Annotated in this window: 25 protein-coding genes and 2 tRNA genes; 10 read left to right on the top strand and 17 right to left on the bottom strand. The window is 66.1% G+C overall.

What is annotated here, in order from left to right:
• Positions 1–38: 38 nt before the first annotated feature.
• From Mal64_RS10555 to Mal64_RS10545, 3 genes are all read left to right on the top strand, one after another.
• Positions 39–719: a 3-keto-disaccharide hydrolase gene (locus tag Mal64_RS10555; protein ID WP_146399872.1), complete on the top strand. Its 681-nt coding sequence runs from the start codon at positions 39–41 to the stop codon at positions 717–719.
• Between the two features lie 120 nt (positions 720–839).
• The gene (locus Mal64_RS10550; protein ID WP_146399870.1) at positions 840–2,261 is read left to right on the top strand and encodes a S41 family peptidase; all 1,422 of its coding nucleotides are present in this window, start codon (positions 840–842) and stop codon (positions 2,259–2,261) included.
• 427 nt (positions 2,262–2,688) lie between these two features.
• A complete protein-coding gene (locus Mal64_RS10545; RefSeq protein WP_146399868.1) occupies positions 2,689–3,021 on the top strand; it encodes a hypothetical protein in 333 nt (110 codons plus the stop codon).
• Between the two features lie 64 nt (positions 3,022–3,085).
• Here Mal64_RS10545 and Mal64_RS10540 read toward each other — a convergent pair whose 3' ends face one another.
• Positions 3,086–4,558, bottom strand: coding sequence for a bifunctional folylpolyglutamate synthase/dihydrofolate synthase (locus Mal64_RS10540; protein ID WP_146399866.1), 1,473 nt, complete (start codon positions 4,556–4,558; stop codon positions 3,086–3,088).
• Between the two features lie 99 nt (positions 4,559–4,657).
• Between Mal64_RS10540 and Mal64_RS10535 the strand changes: the two genes are divergently transcribed.
• Positions 4,658–5,476: a ClpP family protease gene (locus Mal64_RS10535; protein ID WP_146399864.1), complete on the top strand. Its 819-nt coding sequence runs from the start codon at positions 4,658–4,660 to the stop codon at positions 5,474–5,476.
• A gap of 13 nt (positions 5,477–5,489) precedes the next feature.
• On the opposite strand, the gene Mal64_RS10530 is transcribed toward Mal64_RS10535, so the two are convergent.
• Positions 5,490–6,158, bottom strand: coding sequence for a PH domain-containing protein (locus Mal64_RS10530; RefSeq protein WP_146400849.1), 669 nt, complete (start codon positions 6,156–6,158; stop codon positions 5,490–5,492).
• A 190-nt stretch (positions 6,159–6,348) separates the two neighbouring features.
• Here Mal64_RS10530 and nrdR point away from each other — a divergent pair, with 190 nt between their 5' ends.
• Both nrdR and Mal64_RS10520 read left to right on the top strand, forming a co-directional pair.
• On the top strand, positions 6,349–6,822 hold the full coding sequence (nrdR, locus tag Mal64_RS10525; RefSeq protein WP_146399862.1) for a transcriptional regulator NrdR: 474 nt from the start codon (positions 6,349–6,351) through the stop codon (positions 6,820–6,822).
• Positions 6,823–6,993: 171 nt separating this feature from the next.
• Positions 6,994–7,066: transfer RNA gene (locus tag Mal64_RS10520), tRNA-Ala, on the top strand.
• Between the two features lie 131 nt (positions 7,067–7,197).
• Here Mal64_RS10520 and Mal64_RS10515 read toward each other — a convergent pair.
• Positions 7,198–8,037, bottom strand: coding sequence for a hypothetical protein (locus Mal64_RS10515; RefSeq protein WP_146399860.1), 840 nt, complete (start codon positions 8,035–8,037; stop codon positions 7,198–7,200).
• A 202-nt stretch (positions 8,038–8,239) separates the two neighbouring features.
• On the opposite strand from Mal64_RS10515, the gene Mal64_RS10510 reads away from it, so the two are divergent.
• Positions 8,240–8,428: a hypothetical protein gene (locus Mal64_RS10510; protein ID WP_146399858.1), complete on the top strand. Its 189-nt coding sequence runs from the start codon at positions 8,240–8,242 to the stop codon at positions 8,426–8,428.
• Positions 8,429–8,460: 32 nt separating this feature from the next.
• The gene (gene hemW / locus Mal64_RS10505) at positions 8,461–9,594 is read left to right on the top strand and encodes a radical SAM family heme chaperone HemW (RefSeq protein ID WP_146399856.1); all 1,134 of its coding nucleotides are present in this window, start codon (positions 8,461–8,463) and stop codon (positions 9,592–9,594) included.
• Between the two features lie 212 nt (positions 9,595–9,806).
• Here hemW and Mal64_RS10500 read toward each other — a convergent pair whose 3' ends face one another.
• Both Mal64_RS10500 and Mal64_RS10495 read right to left on the bottom strand, forming a co-directional pair.
• The gene (locus Mal64_RS10500; RefSeq protein ID WP_146400847.1) at positions 9,807–10,391 is read right to left on the bottom strand and encodes a hypothetical protein; all 585 of its coding nucleotides are present in this window, start codon (positions 10,389–10,391) and stop codon (positions 9,807–9,809) included.
• A 384-nt stretch (positions 10,392–10,775) separates the two neighbouring features.
• The gene (locus tag Mal64_RS10495; RefSeq protein WP_146399854.1) at positions 10,776–11,600 is read right to left on the bottom strand and encodes a uracil-DNA glycosylase; all 825 of its coding nucleotides are present in this window, start codon (positions 11,598–11,600) and stop codon (positions 10,776–10,778) included.
• 207 nt (positions 11,601–11,807) lie between these two features.
• On the opposite strand from Mal64_RS10495, the gene der reads away from it, so the two are divergent.
• Positions 11,808–13,214, top strand: a complete 1,407-nt coding sequence (gene der / locus Mal64_RS10490) for a ribosome biogenesis GTPase Der (protein WP_146399852.1) — start codon at positions 11,808–11,810, stop codon at positions 13,212–13,214.
• Between the two features lie 417 nt (positions 13,215–13,631).
• Here the strand turns inward: der and Mal64_RS10485 are convergent, their stop codons facing one another.
• Both Mal64_RS10485 and Mal64_RS19800 read right to left on the bottom strand, forming a co-directional pair.
• Positions 13,632–13,886, bottom strand: coding sequence for a hypothetical protein (locus Mal64_RS10485; RefSeq protein ID WP_146399850.1), 255 nt, complete (start codon positions 13,884–13,886; stop codon positions 13,632–13,634).
• Positions 13,887–13,994: 108 nt separating this feature from the next.
• Complete coding sequence (locus Mal64_RS19800; RefSeq protein ID WP_197525643.1) at positions 13,995–14,162, bottom strand: hypothetical protein; 168 nt, start codon at positions 14,160–14,162, stop codon at positions 13,995–13,997.
• Between the two features lie 429 nt (positions 14,163–14,591).
• Between Mal64_RS19800 and Mal64_RS10480 the strand changes: the two genes are divergently transcribed.
• Positions 14,592–14,665 (top strand) — tRNA-Val (locus Mal64_RS10480).
• Positions 14,666–14,910: 245 nt separating this feature from the next.
• On the opposite strand, the gene Mal64_RS10475 is transcribed toward Mal64_RS10480, so the two are convergent.
• The 10 genes from Mal64_RS10475 to Mal64_RS10430 form a co-directional block, all read right to left on the bottom strand.
• Positions 14,911–15,390 carry a bacterioferritin gene (locus Mal64_RS10475; RefSeq protein ID WP_146399848.1) on the bottom strand — a complete coding sequence of 160 codons (480 nt, stop codon included), beginning with the start codon at positions 15,388–15,390 and terminating at the stop codon, positions 14,911–14,913.
• The gene (locus Mal64_RS10470) at positions 15,390–16,682 is read right to left on the bottom strand and encodes a hypothetical protein (protein WP_146399846.1); all 1,293 of its coding nucleotides are present in this window, start codon (positions 16,680–16,682) and stop codon (positions 15,390–15,392) included. The genes Mal64_RS10475 and Mal64_RS10470 overlap by 1 nt, the downstream gene beginning before the upstream one ends.
• A gap of 37 nt (positions 16,683–16,719) precedes the next feature.
• Positions 16,720–17,907 (bottom strand): NAD(P)/FAD-dependent oxidoreductase, encoded by a 1,188-nt coding sequence (locus tag Mal64_RS10465; RefSeq protein ID WP_146399844.1) that lies wholly within the window; start codon positions 17,905–17,907, stop codon positions 16,720–16,722.
• Positions 17,904–18,659, bottom strand: coding sequence for a DUF1641 domain-containing protein (locus tag Mal64_RS10460; protein WP_146399842.1), 756 nt, complete (start codon positions 18,657–18,659; stop codon positions 17,904–17,906). The genes Mal64_RS10465 and Mal64_RS10460 overlap by 4 nt, the downstream gene beginning before the upstream one ends.
• Before the next feature lie 43 nt (positions 18,660–18,702).
• Positions 18,703–20,142 carry an MBL fold metallo-hydrolase gene (locus Mal64_RS10455; RefSeq protein WP_146399840.1) on the bottom strand — a complete coding sequence of 480 codons (1,440 nt, stop codon included), beginning with the start codon at positions 20,140–20,142 and terminating at the stop codon, positions 18,703–18,705.
• Between the two features lie 57 nt (positions 20,143–20,199).
• The gene (locus Mal64_RS10450; protein WP_146399838.1) at positions 20,200–20,871 is read right to left on the bottom strand and encodes a peroxiredoxin; all 672 of its coding nucleotides are present in this window, start codon (positions 20,869–20,871) and stop codon (positions 20,200–20,202) included.
• A 161-nt stretch (positions 20,872–21,032) separates the two neighbouring features.
• Positions 21,033–21,830 carry a sulfite exporter TauE/SafE family protein gene (locus Mal64_RS10445; protein ID WP_146399836.1) on the bottom strand — a complete coding sequence of 266 codons (798 nt, stop codon included), beginning with the start codon at positions 21,828–21,830 and terminating at the stop codon, positions 21,033–21,035.
• On the bottom strand, positions 21,818–22,369 hold the full coding sequence (locus Mal64_RS10440; protein WP_146399834.1) for a rhodanese-like domain-containing protein: 552 nt from the start codon (positions 22,367–22,369) through the stop codon (positions 21,818–21,820). The genes Mal64_RS10445 and Mal64_RS10440 overlap by 13 nt, the downstream gene beginning before the upstream one ends.
• Positions 22,370–22,436: 67 nt before the next feature.
• Positions 22,437–22,784, bottom strand: a complete 348-nt coding sequence (locus Mal64_RS10435; protein WP_146399832.1) for an ArsR/SmtB family transcription factor — start codon at positions 22,782–22,784, stop codon at positions 22,437–22,439.
• Positions 22,785–23,052: 268 nt separating this feature from the next.
• Positions 23,053–24,762, bottom strand: coding sequence for an outer membrane protein assembly factor BamB family protein (locus Mal64_RS10430; RefSeq protein WP_146399830.1), 1,710 nt, complete (start codon positions 24,760–24,762; stop codon positions 23,053–23,055).
• Between the last annotated feature and the right edge of the window lie 38 nt (positions 24,763–24,800).

The following is a 24,800-nucleotide window of genomic DNA, read 5'->3' as shown; positions in this document are numbered from 1 at the left end:
CCCACCGCTGTTTCCACCAAACTCTCGGGTTGCCGCCCATGCCACGTCGACTTGTGCTGCCTTATTCCCTGTTCACGCTCGTGCTGCACATTGCGCTGGCGCCGCACGATTGCCTTGCCGCCGAACCGGCGGCCGACCACGCCGAGAGCGAGGGGGGCTGGGTTTCTCTGTTCAACGGCGAAGACCTCGCCGGCTGGCGGGCCTCGGAGAACGAGGGGACCTTCCGGGTCGAGGATGGCGTGATCGTGGTCCACGGGCCGCGCAGCCACCTGTTCTACGAGGGCCCGGTCGGCGGCGCCGACTTTAAGGACTTCGAGTGGAAGTGCGACGTGAAGACCACTCCCGGCTCGAACTCGGGCATGTACTTCCACACCGAGTACCAAGAAGAGGGCTGGCCCGTGAAGGGCTACGAGGTCCAGGTCAACGCCACGCACGGCGACGCCCGCAAGACGGGCGGCTTGTACGCCATCGAGGACGTGATGGACGACGCCCCGCACGAAGACGGCGAGTGGTTCACGCAGCACGTTGTGGTGCGTGGCAAGCGGATCGTCGTGCGGGTCAACGGCGAGGTGACGACCGACTTCACCGAGCCCGAGGACCACACTCCCCCCGAGGGCAAGCCGGGCCGCTTGATCTCGCACGGCACGTTCGCCCTGCAAGGCCACGACCCGGCGAGCAAGGTTTACTTCAAGAACTTGCTGGTGCGGCCGCTCGACTGACCGTGCGAACGGGCCCTCAGCGCCGTGGCGGCTGGGGGGGCACGTTTGCCGTCCGGGCCCGGGCAGCCGATACTAGAGGCCTCCGCCTCTGTACCGTTTCCTACCCCGTCGTCCCACCGCATGTCGCGTCGCAACCTCACCGTCTTGTTCCTCGCCATCGTCGCCGCGTTGCTGTGCGGCTCGCGGGTCGAACGCAACCCGTACGCTCGCTACGTGAGCGAAGGGTTCACGATGATCGACGAGTGGGGGCTCGACGAGCCGCGCGACCACGAACTGATGGCGGGCGCCGTGGCGGGCATGGTCGACGTGCTGCGTCGACGCGGCGACGAGCACTCGGCCTTCGTCGAGCCGGAGATCGCCGAGCCGCTGCTGGCCGAGATGGCGCAGGAGTTCGGCGGCGTGGGGGTGCGGATCAAGCTTCACGGCGACCCGCAGCGGCTCACGGTGGTCGAGTCCCCCGTGCCCGGCTCTCCCGCCTACCGCTCGCTGGTCCGCCGGGGCGACCGCATCGTCGCGATCGACGGCGCCCCGACCCTCGGCATGTCGATGATCGACGTGCTCGACCGGATGCGCGGCGTGCCGGGCGAGCCGGTCGTGCTGACGATCGAGCGTGACGACGTGGACGAACTGATCGCTGTGAAGCTGGTGCGCGAGGTGATCGAGCTTCCCAGCGTGGCCGGCGACCAGCGGTTGCCGAGCGGAGAATGGGTCTACCGCCTCGAGGGGGAGCCCTCCATCGCCTTGGTGAGGATCGTTTCGTTTGGCGCCAAAACGGTAGCCGAACTCCGCACGGTGCTCAGCGATCTCACGAAGCGCAGCGACGGCGAACCCGAGATCTCGGGCGTGGTGCTCGACCTGCGGCACAACGCCGGCGGCGCGATCGACGCGGCCGTGGGGGTGTGCGAGTTGCTACTCGAGAACGGCGCGCCGATCGTCACGACACGCGGACGCGACCGCCAGGTCGAAGACGCCTACGCCGCCCGGGGCGACGGGCCGTTCACCGACTTGCCGATCGTCGTGCTCATCGATCGCAACACGGCGAGCGCCAGCGAGATTGTCGCCGCTAGCTTGCAAGACAACGGCCGGGCGCGGGTCGTGGGCGAGCGCTCTTACGGCAAGGGGACGGTGCAGCGGCTGCTGTCGCTCGAGTCGGGCCGCAGCCTGCTGAAGCTCACCTCGGCCAGCTACTGGCGCCCGAGCGGCGTGAACATCCACCGGGCCGTGGGCCAAGGCGAAGACGAGCCGTGGGGCGTGAAGCCCGACGCCGAGGGCGCCATCGAGCAAACGCCCGAAGAGATGATCGCCTGGTTCGAGTGGCGCCAGCGTCGCGACCTGATCGCCGAAGCCGAGCCGGCGGAGCAAGCCACCCAGGAGGCCACCCAGGAGGCCGCACTGGAGGAGGACGAGGAGACGCCGCAGGAGCAGGCCTCAGACCAAACCGAAAGCCCGGCGTCCCTGGCGCGCGACCCGGCGCTCGCTCGTGCAGTCGAGCTGTTGCTGGCGCCCGGCGCCGACAATTCTTCGCCATCTCCCGCAGAGTGACATCCGGTTACTCTCGTTTTTGCAAGGGCTACAAGGCCGCCGGGGAAGGCGAGGTTTCTACGGGCTCGCTTCGCACGCTCGTCGGCGTGGCCAAAGCCTTGCCGCCAAGGGGTTTAAGGCCTCGCGGCCACCTCCGGGCGGTTTTTTCAATGGCCCGGATGCGCGGCTTTGGCACGCCGGCTGCAATAGTGTTCTCTCGTTCGGGACCTGTTGTTCCGAGCCGGCGAGTCGGCAGGGATGTGATGCCGAACGACTCGCCGCGGACGTTTTGCCGCCCTCTCATCGAGCGGCGGCGGCGCCCGGCGACGCACAAGGCCACCCCCAGCACGGCTTGAGCGACCGGAGCCGCTGTCTCGCTTCGTCCGAGACACCGCACGTTACTCATCAAGCATCTGTTCAAACTGTTTCAAGAAAGTGAAGGATCGCCATGGTCGCCGCTCGCAAAGTGAAGTGCCTCGTTGTTACTCTCCCCGTCGCCGATGGCTCGGCCGAAGTTGTCGCCCACGCCGGCGCCTCGGGCCAAGTCGAAACCGCCACCCGGGTCCGTCCGAGCGACCTGCTGCCGTGGGCCGACCCGTACATCCGCGGCCTGGTCTCGAAGCTGCAAGACGAGGTCCGCGAGGAACACGCCGCCGAAGCCAAGGCGGCCCGCGCTCAACGCCGCTTTGATCTCGCGGCGGGCAGCTCGCAGCAGACCGCCACGCAGAAGAAAGAGCTGATGCTCACCGGAGCGAACGACGCCTACGGCTGGGGCATCTGAACCGAGCCGGATGAACCGACCCGCAACGGATCGCATCGATACTGCTTAGCGTCAAACACCGCCGTCACGCATCGGGCGCATCGCCCTGAACTGGCGAGGTTTCACGCAACACGAGGGGCCGCAGCTCGGCGGCGAGGAAGAACGAGCCCGCGATGACGACGACGCCCGCTCCCGCCTCCGGGGCGTCGTGGTCCTGGGCCGCCAGCTCGTTCGCCCGCCGCCAGGCTTCGCCCGGCTCGTCAACCGTGTGGACTTTTGCCCCGCTCGCCGCCACGGCGTGCACGACCCTCGCCAGTTCGGCGGGGGCGATCGCTCGCGGGTTCTCCACGAATCGGGTGACGACCACATGGTCGAAGCGGGGCGCCAGCTCACGGGCGATCGCCCCGGCGTCCTTGTCGCCGCTCACCGCGAGCACCAGCACGCGGCGATCGGCGGCGAAGCGGCCCTCTTGCTCGAGCGTTGCGAGGGCGTCGCCGAGCGCCGCCGCCGAGGCGGCGTTGTGGGCGCAGTCGATCACAACGCGCGGAAGGGCCGGATCGACGGGCGCGAGCCACTCGACCCGCCCCGCCAGCCGCGCCCGCTGGAGCCCCCTCCGCAGGGCGTCGTGCGTCAGGGCGGCGGCGAGTTCGGGCTCGCTCGCGGCCCAAACGTCGCGCAGCACGGTGAGGGCGGCGAGCGCCACGGCGGCGTTGCTCTGTTGGTGCTCACCAAGCAAACCGATCGTGACGCCATCGATCGTTTCCACGCCCCCGCCGGCGAGAGTGCGCGTGAACCGCAAGCCATCCGTGCTGGCTTCTAAAGCGTAGTCGCGGCCCCGTTGCCACAGCCGGCATCCTTGCTCAGCGGCGATCGCGGCGATCGCCTCGCGTGGCCCCGGCGCCATCACGCCGCTCACGGCCGGCGCCCCGGGCTTGATGATCCCCCCCTTCTCGCGGGCGATTCCCTCGAGGCTCGTGCCGAGCTGCTCCGTGTGATCGAGGCTGATGCTGGTCACGACGCAGACAGCCGGCAGGCAGACGTTGGTCGAATCGAGCCGACCGCCGAGGCCGACCTCGAGCACGGCCGCGTCGACCCGCTCGTCGGCCAGGCGGAGCATCGCCATCGCGGTGGCGAGGTCGAAGTAGGTCGGCCCCCCTCCTTCCTTCTCACGGTCCATCGCCTCGGCTACCGGGCGGACGCGGTCGACCAAATCGGCGAAGGCGCCGGGCGGGCACGGCTCGCCGTCGACGGCGATCCGCTCTTCGAACCGCTCGAGGTGGGGCGAGCTGTAAACGCCCACCTTGAGCCCCGCCTCGCGTATCGCCGAGGCGACCATCGCCGCCGTCGAGCCTTTGCCCTTCGTCCCCGCGATGTGGACAGTGCGCAGCCGCTTGTGCGGGTCGCCGAGACGGCGGAGCAACTCGCGCATGCGGTCGAGCTTCATCCCTTGCTCGCTGTATGGGATGGGCGCCGAGTGCTCGTAGTTGATCCGGCCGTACAGCCAAGCGAGGGCGGCGTCGCGGCGGGCGTCGGTGGTGAGGGGGGCGGGGTCAGACACCCGAGAGAGTGTATCGCTCGCCGGGCCATCGGGCGAGTTGCTATACTCGCCCACTCCCCCGCCCCCGCACGACCCGCCCTCCCCTGCCCCTCGCTCGCGATGAAGCCTTTCACCCAGCTGGTGCTCACGTTCGTGCTCTTCATCGTCGGCATGGCCGCCACGGCTTGCCTAGCGATGTTCGCGTTGGTCGCCCTGCTGGTGTACCAGGCGGCCGAGTACGCCGGCGGCGTGGAGAACCTGGGCGACACGGCGATCCATTCGCTGGTCGACATCGTCACGGAGAGCGGCTTCGACCGCTCGGAGCTCGATCCCGACGAGCCCCTGCTCCTCGCGCGGACGATCCTCGTCACCGAGGCGATGAACGAGCGTGTGGCGCGGCACGTCACCGAGCGGCTGCTGTTCCTCAATCAGCAAGACCCGAAGGCGCCGATCGAGTTGCGTCTCTCGACCAGCGGAGGCTGGCTCGACGCGGCGTTCGCGATCGTCGACACGATGCGCGCGATCGACGCGCCGGTGAACGTCACCGCGATCGGTGGTTGCTACTCGGCGGGCAGCGTGGTGCTGGCCGCCGGCACGGGCGAACGCCGCGCCACGCCCAACGCCGTGGTCTCGGTCCACGTGAATCCGTACGACATGCGAGACCCGCTCGACGCGCAAGAGTACGCCCGCTTCGAACGCGTTTACCGCGAGCACGCCGAGCTGCCGGAGGAATGGTTTAACACGTCGGCGGACCGACAGTATTACCTCGACGCCGAGCAATCGCTCCGCGCGGGGCTGATCGACGAGATCACCGAGCCGAAGTGGGAGCCGCGGCACGAGGCGCCGCCGGCGAAGAAGAAGATGCGCGTGGCCGATACGACTGCAACGCCTCAGGTCGCGACTACCGGGGGTCGTCCGCTAAAAGCCAACAGCCAATAGCCAACGGCCCGCTTCATACCGATTCGATGTGCAGGCCGCGGCGGCGGCGTTCGGCGCGGCGGGCCTTGTCGATCATGTCGGCCACCTGTCGGACATCCCGGATTCCGCGTAGAAGAAGCTCGTTAGTCGACTCGTCGCTACTAAGTAGCAAAATTTGTCCAGTGTTCCGGAGTCGATCGATCGGATTCTGGTGATAGATCACGTCATCAATGTCAATGAGTTCGAGTCGATCGGTGGTACGCCACAAGAATCCCTTCTTGTGGAAAAAGCGAAGATTCGTCAGTTCGTAGCGTGTGCTCAGGCGTTGGTAAACAAACCAGATGCCGGTCATAAGCCATAGAGCCATAATCGCAATGGCAATGCAGTACCAGCCTGAGCTGCTGAGATGCAGCAATAAACCTAGAATGACGGCCGCCAAGCACATAATCATCACGAGGATCAACTTGCTAGTCATCGCCTTCGGCGAGTAGCTGCCCGACCAGAGCGTTTCTTCAATCTCGTCCTCGTCCGACTGTCGCGAGGCGGCCGCTTGCTGGAAACGCTCGCGCGGCGTGGCGTCGCCCAAGGCGGCGTCGGGCGGGTTGCCCGGCGTGTCGCCTTGCGCATCGAACGAGGCGCCGCACTGCGGGCAGAATAGGGCGCCGTCGGGCGCCGTGGCGTTGCACTGGGGGCAGCTGAGCATGAGCGGTGTGGTCCTTGCTTCTCTCGTCTCTCATGGGAGCGCCGGCGAGCCCGCTCAACCGGCCGCCGGCATTGTAACGCCACTTGGTCGCGTGCGCGCACCGCTAGCAGCCGTGCTCGAAACGCGGACCAGCGGGAGGCTCTTCGCCCGACGCCTGTACGTATTGGCCCGGCACGCTATATTTCTCCCTATGAGGTGCCCCTTCTGCCGGGTCGACAACGACCGCGTGATCGATTCCCGGGCGAGCCAAGACGGCTCGGCTATCCGGCGCCGGCGTGAGTGCCTTTCTTGCCAGCGCCGCTACACCACCTACGAGCGGCCCGAAGAGGCCACCATCAAGGTGATCAAGAAGGACGGCTCGCGAGCGCCCTTCTCCCGCGAGAAGATCCAGCGCGGCTTGGAACGCGCCTGCTGGAAGCGGCCCGTCAGCAGCCGCCAACTCGAGCAGACCGTCACGGCCATCGAGAACGACGTTTTTCAGAGCTTCGAGTCCGAGATCGAGAGCCGCGAGCTGGGGATCCTCGTCATGGAGCACCTCAGGGACCTCGACCAGGTGGCCTTCGTCCGCTTTGCGAGCGTTTACCGCCAATTCAACGACGTGCAGGACTTCTTCGAGGAAATGCGGCCGATGCTCGACGGCCTGAGCCGCAAGCCGCCAAGGTGATACGAATCCGGATTGCGGAAGGCGGAATGCGGAATAGTTGAGGGGCCGAACCGAACCGCTGAAACAACGCGGCAGCGCGTCATTCCGAAGTCCGCACTCCGAATTCCGCATTCGACCGTTTCTCGCCGGCTGGACAGCGAAAGCCGGTAAACCTAGAATCTCAGGCACTTTGGGGCGGTAGCTCAGTTGGGAGAGCGTCGCGTTCGCAATGCGAAGGTCGGGAGTTCGAACCTCCTCCGCTCCACTTTTTTTCTTTCCCCAGGGCCGACCCGGCCTCTCCATGGCCGGCTCCCTGTAGGGAACGCCCTCCGCGGCGTTCCCTGATGTGGGTACACGCTCACCCGCCGGGGCTGGGACCGCCGCAGAGGGCGGTCCCTACAGACCGGTTTCATTCGGGGTCTTTAACCGGCACGCGTCGATCGCTTCGCTCAGGGCCCGCAGCATGGCCACCTGCTTGGCGAAGTGCCCATGCTGGGCCTCGACGTTCACGTAAGCGATCCCCTGCCGGCCGCAATAGACCGACAGCGACCCGTCGTCGGCCGCTTCGCTGTTGTCTTGCAGCACCGCGTTGTAAGGCGAATCGCTCAGCGCCTCGAAGAGCGGGGCGGCGGTGATGAAGAAGAAATCGTCCGGGTCCTCCGTGCGCTGGCGCCGCACCTCGGCCGCCGCCGACTCCTCGTCGCCCCCCGGCAGGTAGCTCGGCATGCCGTAGCTCGCTTCGGTGTTGTTGTGCAGGGCGATCACAAGGTCGGCCTTGTCGACGCCCGCCAGCTCAAGCACCCGTCGGCCAAACCGCACGGTCTCCTTGGCGGCCGCCGCGGTCGCCTCCTGCGAGGCGGGCGGATCGCTCTCGACCGTCAGCCGGGCGCCCCGGGGGGTGAAGATGCGGTTCGGATCGACCGAGAAGCTCCCTCCCTCGACACGGAACGAGATCCGTCGCTCGCCCGTGTGCTGCAGCTGGAAAAGTGTCCCCCCCTCGCCGCCGAGAACCGCCAACGCCGCCTCGACCGACGTGCTCTCGTTCTCGTGCAGATTCATGTAGGTTCGCACCGCGCCGGGCCGGTGGGTGACGCGGGCCACGACCACGGCGTCGCCGATCCGCAGCGTGTGGCTCTCGACCGCTTGGCCGCCCGGATCGACCTCGGCGGAGAGCGCGCAGGCCGGCGTGAGCAGGCTGGCCATCAGGCACGGAGCGAGGTAGCGGAGAAAACACATGGCGGCGGGCCTCTTGGCGGCGGGGGAATCGATCGTGAGCCGTCTTCAGGCTAGCCAACCCCGTGGGGCGGGGCCAGTTGCTTCCGCGTTAAGGTTTTCACGCTTTCACGCAACGGGTAGAGTGGTCACAGCTTGCAGACGAGGGCCCCGCCCCCCGCCTGCGGAACTCCTCATCACGTCTCCCACTGCAAGGAAGCCGACCATGACACTCAGCGAATTCATGAACGAAGTGGCCCGCAAGGCCGACACGGGCAAGACTCAGATCAACGCCGCCGAGACCCGCCGCGTCTTGAGCGAGGCGTTCATCCTGCTGAGCAAGATGAAATCGGCCGACGCCACCAACGTGATCGCCAAGGGCATCGCTTCGGGCGCGAAGAAGAAGGCCAAGTAAGCCGGGCTCCAACCGGCTAAGCTAAGGGGTCTATGCCCCACGCCACACCGCTCCGCTCGGCCTACGTTCATGTGCCATTCTGCCGCCACCGCTGCGGCTACTGCAATTTCTCGGTCGTCGCCGGTCGTGACGACCTGGAGGGCGACTACCTGCGCGCGGTCGAGCTAGAGCTCGGTTCGCTTCGTCAGGCTGAACAGGTCGCCACGCTCTACTTCGGCGGCGGCACGCCGACGCGGCTCTCGCCCGATGGCCTCGCCCGGTTGTGCGACGCCGTGGCCGAGCGGTTGCCGCTCGCCGAGGGCGGCGAGTGGACCGTCGAGGCCAACCCGGCCGACCTCGAGGAGGGCGTGCTCGCGCTGCTGGCCGAGCGCGGCGTCACGCGGCTGAGCCTCGGCGCCCAGTCATTCGACGCCGCCAAGCTCCAGCGGCTGGAACGCGACCACCGGCCCGAAGACATCGCCCGCTGCGTCGTGGCGGCCCAGGGCGCCGGCATGCAGGTGTCGATCGACCTGATCTTCGCCGCCCCCGGCGAGACGCTCGACGGTTGGGTCGCCGACTTGGACGCCGCCACCGCGCTCGCCCCGGACCACGTCTCGAGCTACGGCCTGACCTACGAGCAGGGCACAAGCTTCTGGAGCCGCTTGCGGCGCGGCGATTTGAGCCAAGCCGACGAGGAGCTGGAGCGCTCGATGTACCTCACGGCGATCGACCGCCTGGCGGCCGCCGGACTAGAGCACTACGAGGTGTCGAACTTCGCACGGCCCGGCCGACGCAGCCGGCACAACGAGACCTACTGGACCGGCCGCGAGTGGTGGGCCTTTGGCCCCGGCGCGGCGAGCTTCGTCGGCGGCGTGCGCCGCACGAACCACCGCAGCACGACGACTTATCTCAAGCGTGTGCTGGCGGGCGAGTCGCCCGTCGCCGAGAGCGAGGAGCTCACCCCCGACGAACGCGCCAGGGAGCGGCTGGTGTTCGGCCTGCGCCGGATCGAGGGGGTCGACCTCGCCGAGCTCTCAGCAGAAACCGGCCGCGACCTCGAAGAACTCGCCGGCGCGGCGATCGCCCGCTTCGTGGTCCACGGCCTGCTCGAGCGAGAAGCGAGCCGCGTGCGGCTCACGCGCGAGGGGCTGCTGGTGAGCGACGCGCTGTGGCCCGAACTGCTCTGACGCTCGAGGGATTTACCACAGAGAGCACAGAGGTCACGGAGAGACCAAATTAGATGAAACGAAAAAGAAGAATGGGACGCGGATGAACGCGGATTAAGGGGATTCACGCGGATCAAAAAAAGTGTTTTGATCCGCGTCGATCCTTTAGATCCGCGTTCATCCGCGTCCCATTCTTCTCTTCTCGGTGTCCTCTGTGCTCTCTGTGGTGAATTCTAAAGCGGCGCCTGGGGCAGCTCGCGGCGGTGCGGCGGCGCCTCGCGTGGCGGCGGGTCGAGGTCGGTCTCGGCCGACCAGATCGCTCGCTCCTCGTCGCTGGCGTAGTAGCGGAGCCAGGTCTCCGGCTCGCCGCTCGTGTCGGCGCAGTCCCAGTGGAGGAAGTTCTCGCCGCGGTCGAATTTCTTCTCGTAGGCCGGCAAGATCGAGCGGCCGATGAGCGTGTAGAGCTCGCGGTCCGACAGGTGGTCGGTAAAGTCGAGGATGATCCGCTTGGCGTAGAACCGCTCGATCGTCTCGCCGAGCAGCTTGTTGAGCTGCTGGGGGTTGAGCGAGTCGGGGTGCGGCAGCCGCATGGGCGGATCGAACCATTCGGCGATCGGCGCCATCGGGGCCCGCTCCCAGGCGAGCATCGATTCGAGGAAGTCGTTCTCGCCGAGCGTCGTCATCCGGTCGACATTGACCGACGCGATCGACTCGTCGTAGAGCGGCTCGAGCTCGTTGCGGAGTTCGGCGTTACGCATCAGGTGATCGACCTGATCGGCGCCATGAGATTCGGGTTGGTGCGGTTTGGGCGCGAACATGGCGTCGAGGGGCTCGGGCGGCTTCGTCAGCGGTCGGTGAATCAAGTCGTGCGGCGAGGTCGTCGCACGACCTTCTTCGACTGTAACAACGACCCGCCGAGCGCAAAAGCGTTTGGCCAGGGTCGCACGGCGACTTCCCCAAACGACCAAACTCGCGACCCGCACGACACGCAAGGTCAGCCCGCAATCTTTGCGCAATCGTTACAGGCGTAGCTCGCGGGGGCGGATGTCGCCGAAGAATTCATCGATTTTTGCCGGCATGCCTCAAGCCATCGTTCCGGCGCACCGACAAAATGGCGAGCCGGCGGCGTCAGCCGCCGGAGGTGCACGGATGCCGCCGCGGCGATTTAGCAACACCAGCGGCCGACACCCCCCCGGGCTCGCCTAGGGGAGCTCGATGCCCATCAGGTCCATCAGCCGCTTCATGTCTTCCCAAGCGTCCTTCTTGGCCGGCGGGTTGCGCAGCAGGTAGGCCGGGTGGTACGTGCAAACCACCTTGATGCCGCGGAAGTCGTGCGTCTTGCCGCGGAGCTTGCCGATCGGCGTGTTCGTCTCCAGCAGGTTGTGGGCCGCCACGGCGCCGAGCAGGCAGAGGTACTCCGGCTTGATCAGCTCGAGCTGGCGGATCAAGAACCGTCGGCAGGCGGCCGATTCCTCCGGCGCCGGGTTGCGGTTGCCGGGCGGGCGGCACTTCAGCACGTTGAGGATGTAAACCTCGTCGCGCGAGAGTGTGCAGGCCTCGATGATCTTGGTGAGCAGCTGCCCCGAGCGGCCGACGAACGGCTCGCCGAGGCGGTCCTCATCGGCGCCGGGCGCCTCGCCCATAAAGCAGAGCCGCGCCTTCGGGTCGCCCACGCCGAACACCGTTTGGGTGCGGGTGGCGGCCAATTCGGTGCACGCGGTGCAGTCGGCCACCTCTTGGCTGAGGACCTTCAGGGTCCGCGCCTTAGAGATCTCGACCGGCTTGATAGCGGGGGCCGCGGGTGCGCGTTTGGGCATTTCTTCTCGTGGCGAGGTCGGGGCAGGGGAGGGGGCCGGCGGCGGCGCCGTGGGGGCTTCTGCGGCGGATGGAAGCGCGGCGGGCGTCTCCGAGGGCCGCGGCAGGTGGGTCACTCCGGCGCCTTGCAGGCCCTCGAGCCGCTGGATCAGGGCGCGTCGCGGGTCGACCCGCGGGCCGTTTTCGGTGGACAGGGAGTCGTTTTCGGACATCGTGCGTCGGGTTTGTCAAAACTTTTTTCGGGGCCGCGCCGTCAACCTTACCAGAGTTTCCAGCGAACGGCGCCCCGCAAACGGACTCCCGATGCCCTCGAGCCGCTACTCTCGCCGCCCGCGGCCAAGTATGATGGGCAGGTTAATCATCGAGCGCCAACGCTCGTACTCTCTGCCCGCCTCACCCCCCGACCACCTAGGCACGCCATGGGGATCCCGCAAGTCGCCATCGTAGGCCGTCCCAACGTCGGCAAGAGCAGCCTGCTCAACTGGCTGGCGGGCAAGCGTGTGGCCATTGTCGACGACAAGCCGGGCGTCACGCGCGACCGCGTGTTCTACCTCGCCGAGCACAACAGCCGCTATTTCGACCTGGTCGACACCGGCGGCATGGGCCACATGGACGCCGACCGACTGACCGACGACATCGAGGAGCAGATCCGCTTCGCGATCGATTCGGCCGACGTGGTGGTGTTTGTCGCCGACGCATTGGAGGGGATCACGACCATGGACCAGGAGGTGGCCAAGGAGCTGCGCTACCTCGACAAGCCGGTCCTCTGTGTCGCCAACAAGGCCGACCACGAGGGCGTGGACCCCCACGCCGCCGACTTCCACCGGCTCGGCCACGGCGCCCCGCTCAAGGTGAGCACCACTCAGAACCGCAACCGGGCGGTGCTGCTCAACCGCATCGCCGAGCTTCTGCCGCCGCCGATCGACGACCTCGGCGACGACGAGCCGGACGAGCCCGACATGCACGTGGCGATCGTCGGCCGCCGCAACACCGGCAAGAGCACGTTCGTCAACACGCTCGTGAAGGCGCCGCGGATGATCGTCAGCGAGGTTCCCGGCACGACGCGCGACAGTGTCGACGTTCGGTTCGAGCTCGACGACCGCGCGTTCGTGGCGATCGACACCCCCGGGTTGCGTCGCCGCCAGGCGCAGCAGAAGCACGACATGGACTTCTACGGCGCCCACCGCGCCCAGCGCAGCATCCGCCGGTCCGACGTGGTGCTGCTGTTCCTCGACTGCACTGAGAAGATCAGCCGCGTCGACAAGCAGCTCGCCGACTACGTGGCGAACGAGTACAAGCCGTGCATCTTTGTCGTGAACAAGTGGGACCAGCTGGCCGACACGATGCCCACCAGCAAGTGGGTCACGTACTTGCAAGACAACTTCCGCACGATGCGTTACGCGCCGATCGCCTTCATCACCGGCCAGTCTGGCAAGAACATGAAGGCGCTGCTCAACCACGCTTCGATGCTTTTCAAGCAGTCACGCGCACGGGTGAGCACCGGCCGGCTGAACCGCATGGTGCGCGACTCGATCGCCGACAACCCGCCGCCACTCCACCAGAACCGCCGTCCGAAGGTGTACTACGCCACGCAGGTGGCGGTGCAGCCGCCGACGATCGTGCTGTTCTGCAACCAGCCGGCCGCGTTCACGCAGCCCTACCGCCGCTACCTGCTGAGCCGCTTCCGCGACGAGTTTGATTTCGGCGAGGTGCCGATCAAGCTCTACCTGCGCAAGCGCGAGAAGACCGACACCCGCAACGAGATCGACGCCGCGCTGGCCGGCTCCGAATCGCACGGCACGGAAGACGCGCTGCCGGCGGAGTGACGGCGGCGCGCCGATCACGCAGCCGGCTTGCGTTGGCGATCGAACCGGTGCATCGCCCTCCAATGTCACGAACAGCCATCTCGGTGAGGGCTACTCAAGCGATAGGTCTCTCTTGCCGAGCGGCTTTTGGGCGGAGCCTCGGACTCGCAGGATCATGGCCGTATCGCCCTCGACCCATGAATACGGCCCGGTAAGTACGGCCGTTCTTGGTCTTGAACAACGCTTGCCGCAACTCGTATTGGAAGCGATCGTTTTCGGGGGCAAGCCCACAGGACAAGGGCTCGGCGCGGATGCGATCTTGCGCTTGCTCGTAAGCGTCGAGCCACCGGTACATGCCGTCGACGGAGCGCTTGCCAAGGTAGCTAGCGATCTCTCTAGCGTCCGCTTGCGCCCGTCCAAGAATGCGGAGCGAGTGCCTCATCCGCCAAACTTGGCCGCAAGATCGCTGCGGAGTTTAGCCATGGCCTGGTCAGCGGGCTGGCCACGATCCCCGTTCTCGAAATCGGTGACGGCCTGCTGGATGGCCGCCAAGTCTTCGCGTGCGATCGATTCTTCACGCCACCGCTGGTAAAGCTCGTCAAGCGAAAGGCATGCCCGCTCCCGCTCAGGGACCTGCTTCACGAAGCGAGAGAACTCTTCGATCTGTTCGTCGATTTGTTCAACAGTGGCCATAGTGACACTATACCACAGGCGAAAGACGCGGGCGGTAATCGCGAAAAGCGGCGGATTCTTGCCGGCAGACGCAGCCCAAGAGGCTGCGAAGGCGAGTGCAGACGCTTTTCAGCGCGCAGTGACTTCCGCCGAGGCGAGTTGGTCGGCGTTGGGGCGCGAAGCGGCGGGCTGGTCGCCGCTCAGGGCGATCGCGATGCCCGCCACCCAGGCGAGCAAGAAGCCGAACACCTCGCCGTAGTAAACGGCGCCGTGCCAAGAGATTGATTTGAGTCGCATGATCCGTCGTGGTCCCACCTGTCGTCAGCCCCGCCCGCCGCGACGATCCCTCCGTCACGCACGAAACGGCGGAGCCCCGTGTTCCGCAGCCCGTCGAGGAAAGCCCACCGCCCAGCCGGGGCGGCAGAACCCGATTGTTCCCCAAGGTCTGCGCATTACACCGCTAGTTGGGAAACGCCGCAAGCCCGTTCCTCCGAACGTTTTGCGAAACCGCAGCCCGGCGGCGGACCCCCGAAACCGGGCCGCCCAATCGCTACGACCCAAGCCGGCGGAAACGCGGGCCTAGCCGAGCGGCTAAACCACGCTATATTAGGGGGCTGCCACTGCGGCCGGGGCCCCGCCCCTGCCGATAGCCGGCTAGGAGACCCGTTTCGCCCCCGCGACGAGCGTGCTAGCACGCCCCGCCGCCCGAGCGAGCCGACTCCACGAGGGCGCGTAGCTCAGTTGGTTAGAGCGCTTGCTTGACATGCAAGAGGTCACAGATTCGAGTTCTGTCGTGCCCACTTCTTCTTGAGTGCTAGAGACGCAGGACCTTAGGCCAAACCCCCGCGATTATCGCGGGAGTCGCCAGCCGGTCGATAAGGGGCTCTTCGTAACCCCCTCGATAGGCGTGTTGGCTTGGCCATGAGGTCCGCCACGTGGTCGAAATTCGCGGCCCGTCTGTCCGAATTGCCTCTCACTCGTCTCTCCGCCTTCACCGTCGCCTGGCAGCGGCCTGTAAGGCCTACGCCAACGTCTCGGGTATTCTTTATCTCGCTCCCGGCGCGGGCATGTGCTTGGCGATGTAGGCGGGTTCGCCCATGCGTGCGAGCAAGTCGATCTGCAATTCGAGCCAGCTCATGTGGTCCTCTTCTTCGATGGCGATCCGTTCAAACAGCTGACGCGTGCCGATGTCGCCGTCGGCCGCGGCCTCGAAGGAGGCCTTCGTGTAGAACTCGATGGCGTCCTTCTCATCGACGAGGTCCGTCTCGAACATCTCTTTGAGCGACTTGGCTTTTACTGGAGTCTTCGCCAGCTTGAGCTGGGGATCGCCACCGAAGAACAAGATGCGAACCATGAATGCCTCGGAGTGAGTGAGCTCTTCCTGCAACTCGACACGCATCTGCGTCGCCAAAAGGCTCAGTCCCCAATCATCGAGCACGCCGGCGTGCAGCTGGTACTGGTGGGTCGCGGTTAACTCCATCTCGAGAGCGGTTTGCAGATTCTCGAGCGTGCGTTCTTTCGACATCATTCTTCCTCAGTTGAGATAGGTGGGTAATTCTTTTGTGTGGCGGGTGTACTTGAAGCGTTCTCCGCTAGCCCGCTAAAATCACCGAAGCTCATGTAGAGCTTGGCGAACGGCGGCTTAATCGCGACGGCGGCGCCGAGGACCTCTGTCGCATCTCCTTCCCGCAGCGCCCGGTTGAGCCGGGAAATCGCTTCTCGGTTGGCTTGGACCAGCGGCTCGACATTCTGCTTCTGTGCGTCGGAGAGGGGCGCGTAGCTGGTGTCGAATTTGGTCTGCTCAACGCGCGCCCAGATGGCCGCCGCGGAAGCCGCTTGCTGGCGGAGCCGATCGAGCGCGGCGGCGTCGAGAAGGTTCGGGTCCGCACCGTTGGCTGGTTTGACGATCGCCTCCATCACGGCGTGATAGTCGCTGAGCACGTCGAGCCGGTAGTCGACGCCCAGCGACCTTCTACGCGAGGCGAGTTGGTCCCGCAGCGGTTCGAGCGTCTCGTGAGCTTCGAGGAAATCGCCGGACTGAGCCAGCCGGGCAGCCTCAGCGACGACATCCGCCGTCCCCTTGAAGAGCAATTCCTGATCGTCGGACTTGGTGTCACGCGCTTGTCGCCGCATCGCGACCAATCGCTCGTTCAACCGCCTCAGAGCCTCCAAGCTTGGCGATCTGCGGCCTTGGTTCGTCAGGGCCAATGCGGGGATATAGACGCGGTCGAATTCTGCGGAAAGCTGTCGTAATCGCTGCAGCGATTGGTCCGTTGTTGTGGGGTGTTGCTTCGCGGATTTGGCTGGTATTGCACCTGGAACCGGATGGGCCAATCGCGCCTCGGCAAAGCCTCTCTCGACGAAACCCGAGACAACTTTGGCGTGCGCCTGGATCAGAGCGATGGCCTCGGGCTCGGTCGAGGTTTCTACTACCTCCACTCCGCCGGGAACCTCCGTGATTGCGAGGGCGACTTGGTCTGATTTTTCAAACAGCGCCGCGAAGAGCGGATCCCAACGTCGGACCGGCCGGCCCTCCTTCATCCGCCCGTACATGGCGGCCACGTGGGCTCGGATCTGGGCCGCGACCTCGGCGTCTTGCGAGGTGGTGCGTGTTCTCACGCCGTTGGGCAACTCGGTGACGCTGCGCTCGATCGATCCGTTGTTACGGAGCAGGAAATGAAATCCGGCTCGATCGACGGCCATCGAGGCGTCGTGACCCACGCCGCGGCCCATCCCGCGCCCCAGGGGCCCACCGCGCCCGGGTCCCTGGGCGAGAATGACCGTCGGGAAAGCGAGGGCCGCCAGCACAACCAACACGGGCGTGAGACCACGTTGACTCGAAGAGACTAGCATCTCAGGCCCGACCTTTCAGCATGCCATGCCAATACAACGCTGGCAGTGCGAATTCTTTCATCATCATCATGCTGAAGCGCTCCTGCGACTGATCGAAGGGAAAGGTCTCCTCTGGGTTTTTGTCGTAGTCGAACTCGGCCAACACGAGGCTGTCGTACCCCGTGACCACCGGGCAAGAGGTGTAGCCGTCGTAGCTTGCGAGGGGTGGCTCGCCGTCGATGATCGCCAGCAGGTTCTCGACGAGGACCGGGGCCTGCTTGCGGATCGCGGCGGCCGTCTTCGACGTGGGGAGGCTTGAGGCGTCGCCGACGCCGAAGACGTTCCCGTACCGGGTGTGCCGGAGGGTGTGCTTGTCGACATCGACCCAACCCGCCTCGTTGGCGAGCGGGCTGGCCGCGACGAAGCTGGGTGGGCCCATCGGCGGCGTGACGTGCACCATGTCGTAGTCGATCGTCACGGATTCGCCGCCGGCGATGCGTTGGAAGACCGCCTGCTTCTGGTCGCCCCGGATCTCTTTGAGTTCGAGCCCGAATCGGGTGTCGATCCCTTTTCGAGCAACCGCCTTCTCGAGGGTGCGGGCGTAGCGGGCGACATCGAAGATGGCGTCTTTCGCCGAAGCGAAGACCACCTCGCAGCGGTCACGGATCCCCGAGCGGCGGAAGTGGTCTTCGGCCAGGTAGCAGATCTTCTGCGGCGCCCCGCCACACTTCACGGCGCCGGTGGGGTGGGTGAAGAGCGCCGTCCCGCCGCGGAAGTTGCGGACGTTCTCCCAGGTCGACTCCACCGTCTCGTAGGAGTAGTTGCTGCAGACGCCGTTCTTGCCGAGCGACTCGCGTAGCCCAACCACGCCGTCCCAGTTGATCTGCAAGCCGGGTGACACGACCAAGTAGTCGTAAGAGACTTCTAGCCCGTCGCGGGTCCATAAAAGATTTGCCACCGGGTCGAAAGACTCAACCCCGTCCTGGATCCACTCGGCGCCGCTTGGGATGACATCGGCTTCCTTGCGGCGTGACTCTTGACGAGGGAAGACGCCGCCCCCCACGAGGGTCCACATTGGTTGGTAGTAGTGCTCGCTCGCGGGGTCGATGACGGCGATGTCGAGTCCTGGGAGCGCTCGCAAGAGGCGAGCGGTAACCGTTAGCCCGGCGGCCCCGCCACCGACGACGACCACATGATGATGCACGCTCATTCGGAATCCTTCGGTGTTGGGGAGGAGTTGCTGCAAGGTTGGCCAACCAGTTCGCCAAATGCACGTGAGAATTGAAGCGCGAAGGCGATCGATTGCTGCGTCTTCGGGTCGCTCAGAGACCGCAGTGAAGCGAAGGCGCCGGCCCGTCGTGGCGACGGAGCTTCGCAGGCGTCTCGCTGGCACTGAACCAGCGCTGTCGCGGCGTTACCGACGACCTGAAGAGCGCTGGGGTCAAGCACATCAGAACGGAGCAAGAACCCAAGCCGTTCGAGCTCGACCTCGCTGATCCGTTGCCCGAGCCATAGCGCCGTCCGCAACCCGCTGCGTAGGGCCTCGGCGACATCGAGGCCCTCTTCGCCGCAGCGGCGCGCCCACTCGTCGATCACGTCGATCAGCGTCGCCACGAGGTCGGGTGCGGAATCCACCAGAGCGGCAAGCCGCTCCAACTCGGGAGCCCGGTCCGCGAGGGCGACGAGCGCCGAGAGCGTATCCCGCCGCGTAAGCCGCTCCGCCAACTGGGTCAAACCGGCCAGCCGCTCGTCGGCGCCGGAACCGGTCTCGCCAAGGCCCTGCGCCCGCTCGTCGAGCACGTCGCAGGCGACCGCCCCGAAGGTCTCGAACGACTCCTGGAGCCGATCGAGTTTGGCGAGCCGCCCGTTCAACTCTTCAAGCTGAGCTACGAGCCGCCGGGAGACCTCCTCCGCGGCGGGGTCGTGGCGTGAGCTGTTCAGGATTGCGGGGTCGTCGGTCATCTTGGCTGCCTTTGCCTAGAGCGGTTTTTGTAAGCAATTGGGATCAGGCCGTTGTACAGGGTTGCGATTCGCAAGCCGTGTCGCCCGTTTCCACGGGCAGCCCTGCGTGGCTCCAGGCGCCGAAGCCGCCCGCCAGGTTGATGACGTCGTAGCCCGCGTCGATCAGAATGCTCACCGCGATCGCCGAACGCATGCCGCTTTGGCATTGCGTGACAACCGGCGTGGATCGATCGAGGCCCTGGAGGTTGCCTGGCAGCTTGCCGAGGAACCGGTGGTCGGCCTGCGCGATGTGGCCGTCGTTCCACTCGCCTTGAGCGCGAACGTCGATCACCTGAACCTGACCCGCGGCGATGCGCTCGGCTAGGTTCGCGGGCTCTTCGTTCGGGTAGGCGTGGTCCAACCGCCCCGCTTTTCGGAGCTCGTCGACGGAGAAGACCCCCTTCACCTCGTCGACGCCGATCTTGTTGAGGACGCGCACCGCTTCTTTGATCTGATCCCCTGCGGCGATTAGGTAGACCGGCTCGTCGTAATCGAGGAGCCAACCGGCCCAGCCCGCAAGCATGCTCGCCGGGATGTTGAGTGTCCCCTTTGCGAAACCCGCGGAGTAGCTCGACGGTGCGGACAGATCGACGACGGCGCCTTCTTCGATCGCGCTCTCGAGTCGGCTCGCTGGCGTCTGCGGCGGCGGCGAGTAGGGCCCAAGGATCTGGGGGCCCTCCTTGTTCACCCGTTTCATCACCGCGAAGTACTTCGGCGCTTCGGGCTGATCCGCGAGGATGTAGCGGACAAACTCTTCCTCGTCGTGGTGTTGCAATGCCGGGTTGAAGAGCTTCTCGTATCCGACCGTCGACGAGGGGATCGCGCCGAGGCCCTTGCCGCATGCGCTCCCCGCCCCGTGGGCGGGCCAGACCTGGAGGTGATCGGCGAGCGTGCGAAAGCGTTCTACCGAGTGGAACAGCTGATGAGCGCCGACCTCCGCCGTCCCGACCATGCCGGCCGCTTCTTCGAGCAGGTCGGGGCGGCCGATCGATCCGACGAAGACAAAGTCGCCGGTGAACACGCCCATCGGTTTGTCGGCCCCGCCGCCGCGGTCGGTCAGCACGAACGAGACGCTCTCGGGCGTGTGCCCGGGGGTGTGCATCACCTCGAACTCGATCTGACCGACGCCGAAGCGGTCGCCGTCCTTGCAGAGGCAGTGCTCGTACTGCGAGGCGTACTGGTACTTCCAGTCCTGCGGGCCCTCGTCGGAGACGTAGAGCTTCGCGCCGATGCGGTCGGCCAACTCGCGGGCGCCCGACACGTAGTCGGCGTGGATGTGCGTCTCGGCGACCGCCACGATGTCGAGCCCCTCACGCTCCGCCGCATCGAGATACGGCTCGATGTCGCGGCCCGGGTCGACGATCACGGCCTGCTTAGCCCTCTGGCAACCAACGAGGTACGAGGCGTGGGCGAGTGAACGGTCGTAGAAATATCGGAGCAACATGGTCTTCATTCCTCATTGCGTGGGATGATATGAGGCGCACGCGCGGGTCTCACTGGGTTAGGCAAGCGCCGCTACGGTTTCGGTTTCGACGACCGCTGGCTTCTCTTCGAGCGGCTTTGTGCAGTAGTACCAGTCCGTGCAGGCGCAGCTGTCGTCGGCGAGCCGCTCGTGAGCGGCTGCTGCCGTCGCCGGCGGCGGCACAATAACGTCCTCGCCAGGGCGCCACGCCTCGGGGGTCGCCACCTTGTGGCGGTCGCTGGTCTGCAGCGCCTCGAGCAAGCGGAGGAACTCTTCGACGCTGCGTCCGTTGCTCATCGGGTAGTAGGCCATCGCCCGCAGCCTGCCCTCGGGGTCGATGACGAAGGTTGTGCGCACGGCGGCCGTGTCGCTGGCGCCGGGCTGGATCATCCCGTAGGCGTGGGCGACCCGCATCGACAGGTCGTCGATGATCGGGAAGGGGATCTCGACCCCGAAGTTCTGTTGGATGCTGTCGACCCAGGCGAGGTGCGAGAAGACGCTGTCGATCGAAAGCCCGATCAGGTCGCAGTTGAGCTCTCGGAAACGGTCGTACGCCTTGGCGAAGCCGATAAACTCGGTTGTGCAGACCGGGGTGAAGTCGGACGGGTGAGAGAACAGGATGAGCCAACGCCCGCGGTAATCGGCCAGCTTCCTCGGGCCGTGGGTGGTCCGCGCCTCGAACTCGGGCGCCGGTTCGTTCAACCTTGGCATTCCGCCGGTGCTTGTCGCATTGTCCACGATCGTGCTCCTCTCATCTTTCTGTGTGCTGGGCTGGGTACTGGGCTGTTGTTGGATTTCGGGCGGTCGCTGGCCAGATTCGGCCAAGCAACCCGCCGCTTGATTGGTTGGTGTGCTTATGAGTTTTCCTCGCCTCAGGCGATTGACTTCAGGACGACAAATCCAGCCACCGCGACCATCGCGAGGGCGAAAGTTCTCTGCAGCGTGGGCCCGGAGAGCTTGGCCGATAGCCGCGTGCCGAGTTGCATCCCCAGCACGCCGCCCAGGGCGAACAGGGCGGTCAACCGCCACGACAGCGTCCCGCCGTCAAGCGTGTAGGAAGTGACTCCCGACACGCTGATCAGGAAGATCACCATCAGCGACGTCGCCACGGCGGTGTGGATCCGCATGCCGCCGAACAGCACCAACGCGGGCACGATCACAAAGCCCCCGCCCACGCCGAACATCCCCGAGAGCACGCCGGTGAACACGCCGAGGGCCGCGAGCAACGCCACGCAGCGCGGGCCGAGCGTCGGTCGTCCGCAGGCGTCCCGTTGGCAAACGAACCGCTGGGCGTCGCCGTCGGGTAGTTCGGTGGCGATCGACTTGAGCCACATCCGCACCGCGATGACCAGCATCAGCCCGCTGAACAGCAGCAGGAGCGTCGCCTCGGGGAGCATCTTCGAGAGCCTCGCGCCGAGCGGCGCCCCGAACATCCCCGCCAGGGCGAACAGCAGCCCGGTGCGGACGTCGGTCTCTCCGCTTCGCAACCGTGTGGCGGCGCCCATGAGCGCGATCGCCCCGACCGCCGCCAACGAAACGCCAACCGCCTCCCGCGGCGGGAGCGACATGCCGTAGACCAATAGAGGCACCGCGAAGATGCCCCCACCGCCCCCGGTGAGGCCCAACGCGAATCCGATCGCGACGCCGCCGACGATGGCTAAGCCGAGCACGATCCGCCTCCGCATTGGTTCCAAGGCATCCGGGCGAGCATCATCCCCATGCCGCAAGTGTCGGTGGCGCCGGCGAAGGTGAGTCCGGCGCCCACGAAGGCCGACAACCCGATGAAGTAAGGGTGGACGAAGTAGCCGAGGCCGGCGCCGATGAGCACCAGCAGCCCCGCCGCTATGCGGACTTGGCGTTCGAGCGAGATCGCCTTCTTGCCGCGGTTGACCGGCAGGCCGGCCTCTTGCCATGCGAGCGTGCCCCCTTCGACGTGAACCACGTTCTCGTGCCCCGCCTCGACAAACTTCTCACAGGCCTTCATCGCCCGCGCCCCGGATCGGCATAGCACGTAGAGCGGCTCGCCGGCCGACCCGTTGCGCTGCTTCATCAGGGTGTCGGGGTCGAGCGAGTCGAGCGGCGTGTTCCGTGCGAGCGGGGCGTGGATCTCGCGGAACTCGACCGGGGTGCGGACGTCGATCACTTCGACGCCGCCCCCCTCGGCAAGCTCGGCGAGACGCTTGGCGGTGATGGTGGTGACTTGGCTCATGACAACCCTCCTGTGGTAGTGTGTATACCTAGCGATATTACGATATGTCGGGAGAAAAAAACACGCGTCACTTTGACGCACCCGCTTGGAAGCGGCCTTCGATGCAATCGAGGATATTCTCCAGGTGCGGTTCGGCGACCCGGTAGTAAACGCGGCGGCCTTCTTTCTCGCTGGTGAAGAATCCGCACCGCTGCATCAGCCGCAGGTGCTCCGAGGCGACATTCTCAAGCACGCCGCAGTCTTCGGCCAGTTCTCCAACGGTGTAGCGGTCGTGCAGCAAGAGTTGCACCATCCGGATCCGGACCGGGTGGGCGAGGATCCGCAGGCATTCGGCGGCTTGGCCGAGCGTTTCCATGTCGGCCCGCTTGAGCGGTCGACCGGCGTTCTTTTTGGTTTTGTTGGTCTTTGTCGCCATTGGGCTCCTCCATTACCAATATATCGTCATCTAGCGATATATCAACCAGTCTTTCTCGAGAAAGTCCTGCTGCCCCGGCGCCGTGTAGGCTGGCGGCCATGTTTGCTAGCAAGCGGCGCCCTGGAGTGCTGGCGTCGGCCGGCTCCCAACGCGGCAGACGGCACGGCGAGGCGAGGCGCCTGACGCGTCGCACGCCGCGTGAGGCGGGGGGCGACAGCCTCTCGCCCCCCTGCCCCGTCACGTCTCGCGGCTTGCTCGGGTCGCGCCGCTACTCGTCGCCCTTCTCGATCGCGAACAGGTGCGTGCGGTTCGAGATGTAGAGCACGTTGTCGGCGATGATCGGCGTGGAGTAGACGCTGTTGCCCATGTTGATCTCGCCGAAGAACGGCTCGCCGCCGTCCATCGCGACCTCGGGGTCGGCCGAGTGGCGGAAGATGGCGACGTCGCCGTCCTCGTCGCCGATGTAGACCTTCTCTTCAACGATCAGCGGCGAGCCCCAGGCGGCGGCCAGCATGTCGTAGGTCCAGTGGACCTTGCCGGTCTTGGCGTCGAGGCAATGGAACAGCCCGCTGAAGTCGGCGATGTAGAGCACGCCGTCCTTGATCGCCACGGTGCCGCAGCTGCGGTGCATGGTCTCCTCGAAGTCGATCTCGCCGTCGTCGTTCTGGTCGACCTCGCTGTACTGCCAGATGGCGGCCGAGTTCGGGTTGGGGCGGGCGAAGTCGCCCTCGTCCGGCTCGACGGCCTGGATCCGTTTGTGCGCGATCGGCTTGCTGGGATCGGACGAGTTGTAGGCGAGCTCGGGGCTCACGTCGCCGCGCTTCGTCGGGTCGATGCACCACAGGTGGCCGATCCCCTCGCCGTGCTCGGGGTCCTGCCCCACGGCGACGTAGACCACGCCGTCGTGGATCACCGGGGTGGCGATGATGTTGTTGCGCGTGCCGCGGCCGCCGAGGATCCACTCGCTCTGCTTCGGGTTGGCGTCGAACTTCCAGAGCAGCTTGGCGCCCCCCTTGCCGTTGCCCTTGGGGTCGAAAGAGTAGACCCAGCCGTCGCCGCCGCCGAAGATCGCCTGCTCCTGCCCGCCGAGGACGCCGTACGCCGGGCTCGACCACTGGCCGTGCAGGATGTTCTCGCCGGGCGACTTGTCGGTCCAGAGCACGTAGCCGGTGTTCTTGTCGAGGGCGATGAAGCTCGGCGCGTCGGGCGCCGGCAGGTTGATGTGCGACTCGTCGAGCCCGTTGCTGGTGTTCACCAGCAGGATGTCGCCCGCCGTGGTGACGCTGCAACTGCACATGTTGTGCTGCGACGTGCCGAGCTCACGCATCATGTCGAACACCCAGACGACGTCGGCCTCGTTCTTCATGTCGTAGTCGGCCCCGGCGCCGGCGGCCTGCTGCTTGATGGCGGCCTCTTCGTCCTGGACCTTGCCGTCGTTCTCGCCGTCGCTGAAACCATCGGTGTCGAGGCAACGGACCTCGCCGCGGCTCGTGACGAACCACAACCGGTCGCCCTCCACAAGCGGCGCGGCGCAGATGCCCTGCAGCGGCCAGTCGTGAACGCGGCCGGTCTTGAGCTTCTCGCTCGAGTGCTGCCAGAGGAACTCGCCCGTATCGGCGTCGAAGGCCAGCAGGCAGCCCAAGTCCACGTCGCCCGGGTAGCGTGGCAACCAGCCGCCCGAGTTGTTGGTGCCGACAAACGCCTTGCCGCCCGCCACGACCACGTTGCCGTAAGTCTGCGAGCCGAGGCGCGAGGCCCACTTGATGTTCTCCGCCGAGCTGGGGTCCCACTCGCCGGTGCGGAAGTCGAAGTCGCCAACCTCCCACTCGGTGGCGATGCCCTCGCCCACAGGCGTGTTGTTGCGGGCCGAGTCGCCGCCCCATTGGGTCCATTCTTTGGTGACCGATTGGGCCGTGGCCGAGGGGGAGTCGGCGCTGTGTAACAGGAAGACCGTGAGCAGCAGAGCAACGTATCGCATGGCGAAGGGACTCGGTGGTGAGAGTGTGTTCACATGAA

This window comes from Pseudobythopirellula maris, from assembly GCF_007859945.1.
Taxonomy (GTDB): domain Bacteria; phylum Planctomycetota; class Planctomycetia; order Pirellulales; family Lacipirellulaceae; genus Pseudobythopirellula; species Pseudobythopirellula maris.
The sequence above is the reverse complement of the archived record's forward strand: the minus strand, read 5'-3'. Positions and strand labels throughout refer to the sequence as shown.

Coding starts and splice junctions, on each gene's coding strand:
- hemW (WP_146399856.1), top strand. CDS start 8,461: ATGCCCCACGCCACACCGCTCCGCTCGGCCTACGTTCATGTGCCATTC.
- Mal64_RS10460 (WP_146399842.1), bottom strand. CDS start 18,659: ATGACCGACGACCCCGCAATCCTGAACAGCTCACGCCACGACCCCGCC.
- Mal64_RS10465 (WP_146399844.1), bottom strand. CDS start 17,907: ATGAGCGTGCATCATCATGTGGTCGTCGTCGGTGGCGGGGCCGCCGGG.
- Mal64_RS10440 (WP_146399834.1), bottom strand. CDS start 22,369: ATGAGCCAAGTCACCACCATCACCGCCAAGCGTCTCGCCGAGCTTGCC.
- Mal64_RS10485 (WP_146399850.1), bottom strand. CDS start 13,886: ATGGCCACTGTTGAACAAATCGACGAACAGATCGAAGAGTTCTCTCGC.
- Mal64_RS10535 (WP_146399864.1), top strand. CDS start 4,658: ATGAAGCCTTTCACCCAGCTGGTGCTCACGTTCGTGCTCTTCATCGTC.
- Mal64_RS10550 (WP_146399870.1), top strand. CDS start 840: ATGTCGCGTCGCAACCTCACCGTCTTGTTCCTCGCCATCGTCGCCGCG.
- Mal64_RS10475 (WP_146399848.1), bottom strand. CDS start 15,390: ATGTCGAAAGAACGCACGCTCGAGAATCTGCAAACCGCTCTCGAGATG.
- Mal64_RS19800 (WP_197525643.1), bottom strand. CDS start 14,162: ATGCGACTCAAATCAATCTCTTGGCACGGCGCCGTTTACTACGGCGAG.
- Mal64_RS10495 (WP_146399854.1), bottom strand. CDS start 11,600: ATGTCCGAAAACGACTCCCTGTCCACCGAAAACGGCCCGCGGGTCGAC.
- Mal64_RS10500 (WP_146400847.1), bottom strand. CDS start 10,391: ATGTTCGCGCCCAAACCGCACCAACCCGAATCTCATGGCGCCGATCAG.
- nrdR (WP_146399862.1), top strand. CDS start 6,349: ATGAGGTGCCCCTTCTGCCGGGTCGACAACGACCGCGTGATCGATTCC.
- Mal64_RS10530 (WP_146400849.1), bottom strand. CDS start 6,158: ATGCTCAGCTGCCCCCAGTGCAACGCCACGGCGCCCGACGGCGCCCTA.
- der (WP_146399852.1), top strand. CDS start 11,808: ATGGGGATCCCGCAAGTCGCCATCGTAGGCCGTCCCAACGTCGGCAAG.
- Mal64_RS10435 (WP_146399832.1), bottom strand. CDS start 22,784: ATGGCGACAAAGACCAACAAAACCAAAAAGAACGCCGGTCGACCGCTC.
- Mal64_RS10430 (WP_146399830.1), bottom strand. CDS start 24,762: ATGCGATACGTTGCTCTGCTGCTCACGGTCTTCCTGTTACACAGCGCC.
- Mal64_RS10510 (WP_146399858.1), top strand. CDS start 8,240: ATGACACTCAGCGAATTCATGAACGAAGTGGCCCGCAAGGCCGACACG.
- Mal64_RS10450 (WP_146399838.1), bottom strand. CDS start 20,871: ATGCCAAGGTTGAACGAACCGGCGCCCGAGTTCGAGGCGCGGACCACC.
- Mal64_RS10515 (WP_146399860.1), bottom strand. CDS start 8,037: ATGTGTTTTCTCCGCTACCTCGCTCCGTGCCTGATGGCCAGCCTGCTC.
- Mal64_RS10555 (WP_146399872.1), top strand. CDS start 39: ATGCCACGTCGACTTGTGCTGCCTTATTCCCTGTTCACGCTCGTGCTG.
- Mal64_RS10455 (WP_146399840.1), bottom strand. CDS start 20,142: ATGTTGCTCCGATATTTCTACGACCGTTCACTCGCCCACGCCTCGTAC.
- Mal64_RS10545 (WP_146399868.1), top strand. CDS start 2,689: ATGGTCGCCGCTCGCAAAGTGAAGTGCCTCGTTGTTACTCTCCCCGTC.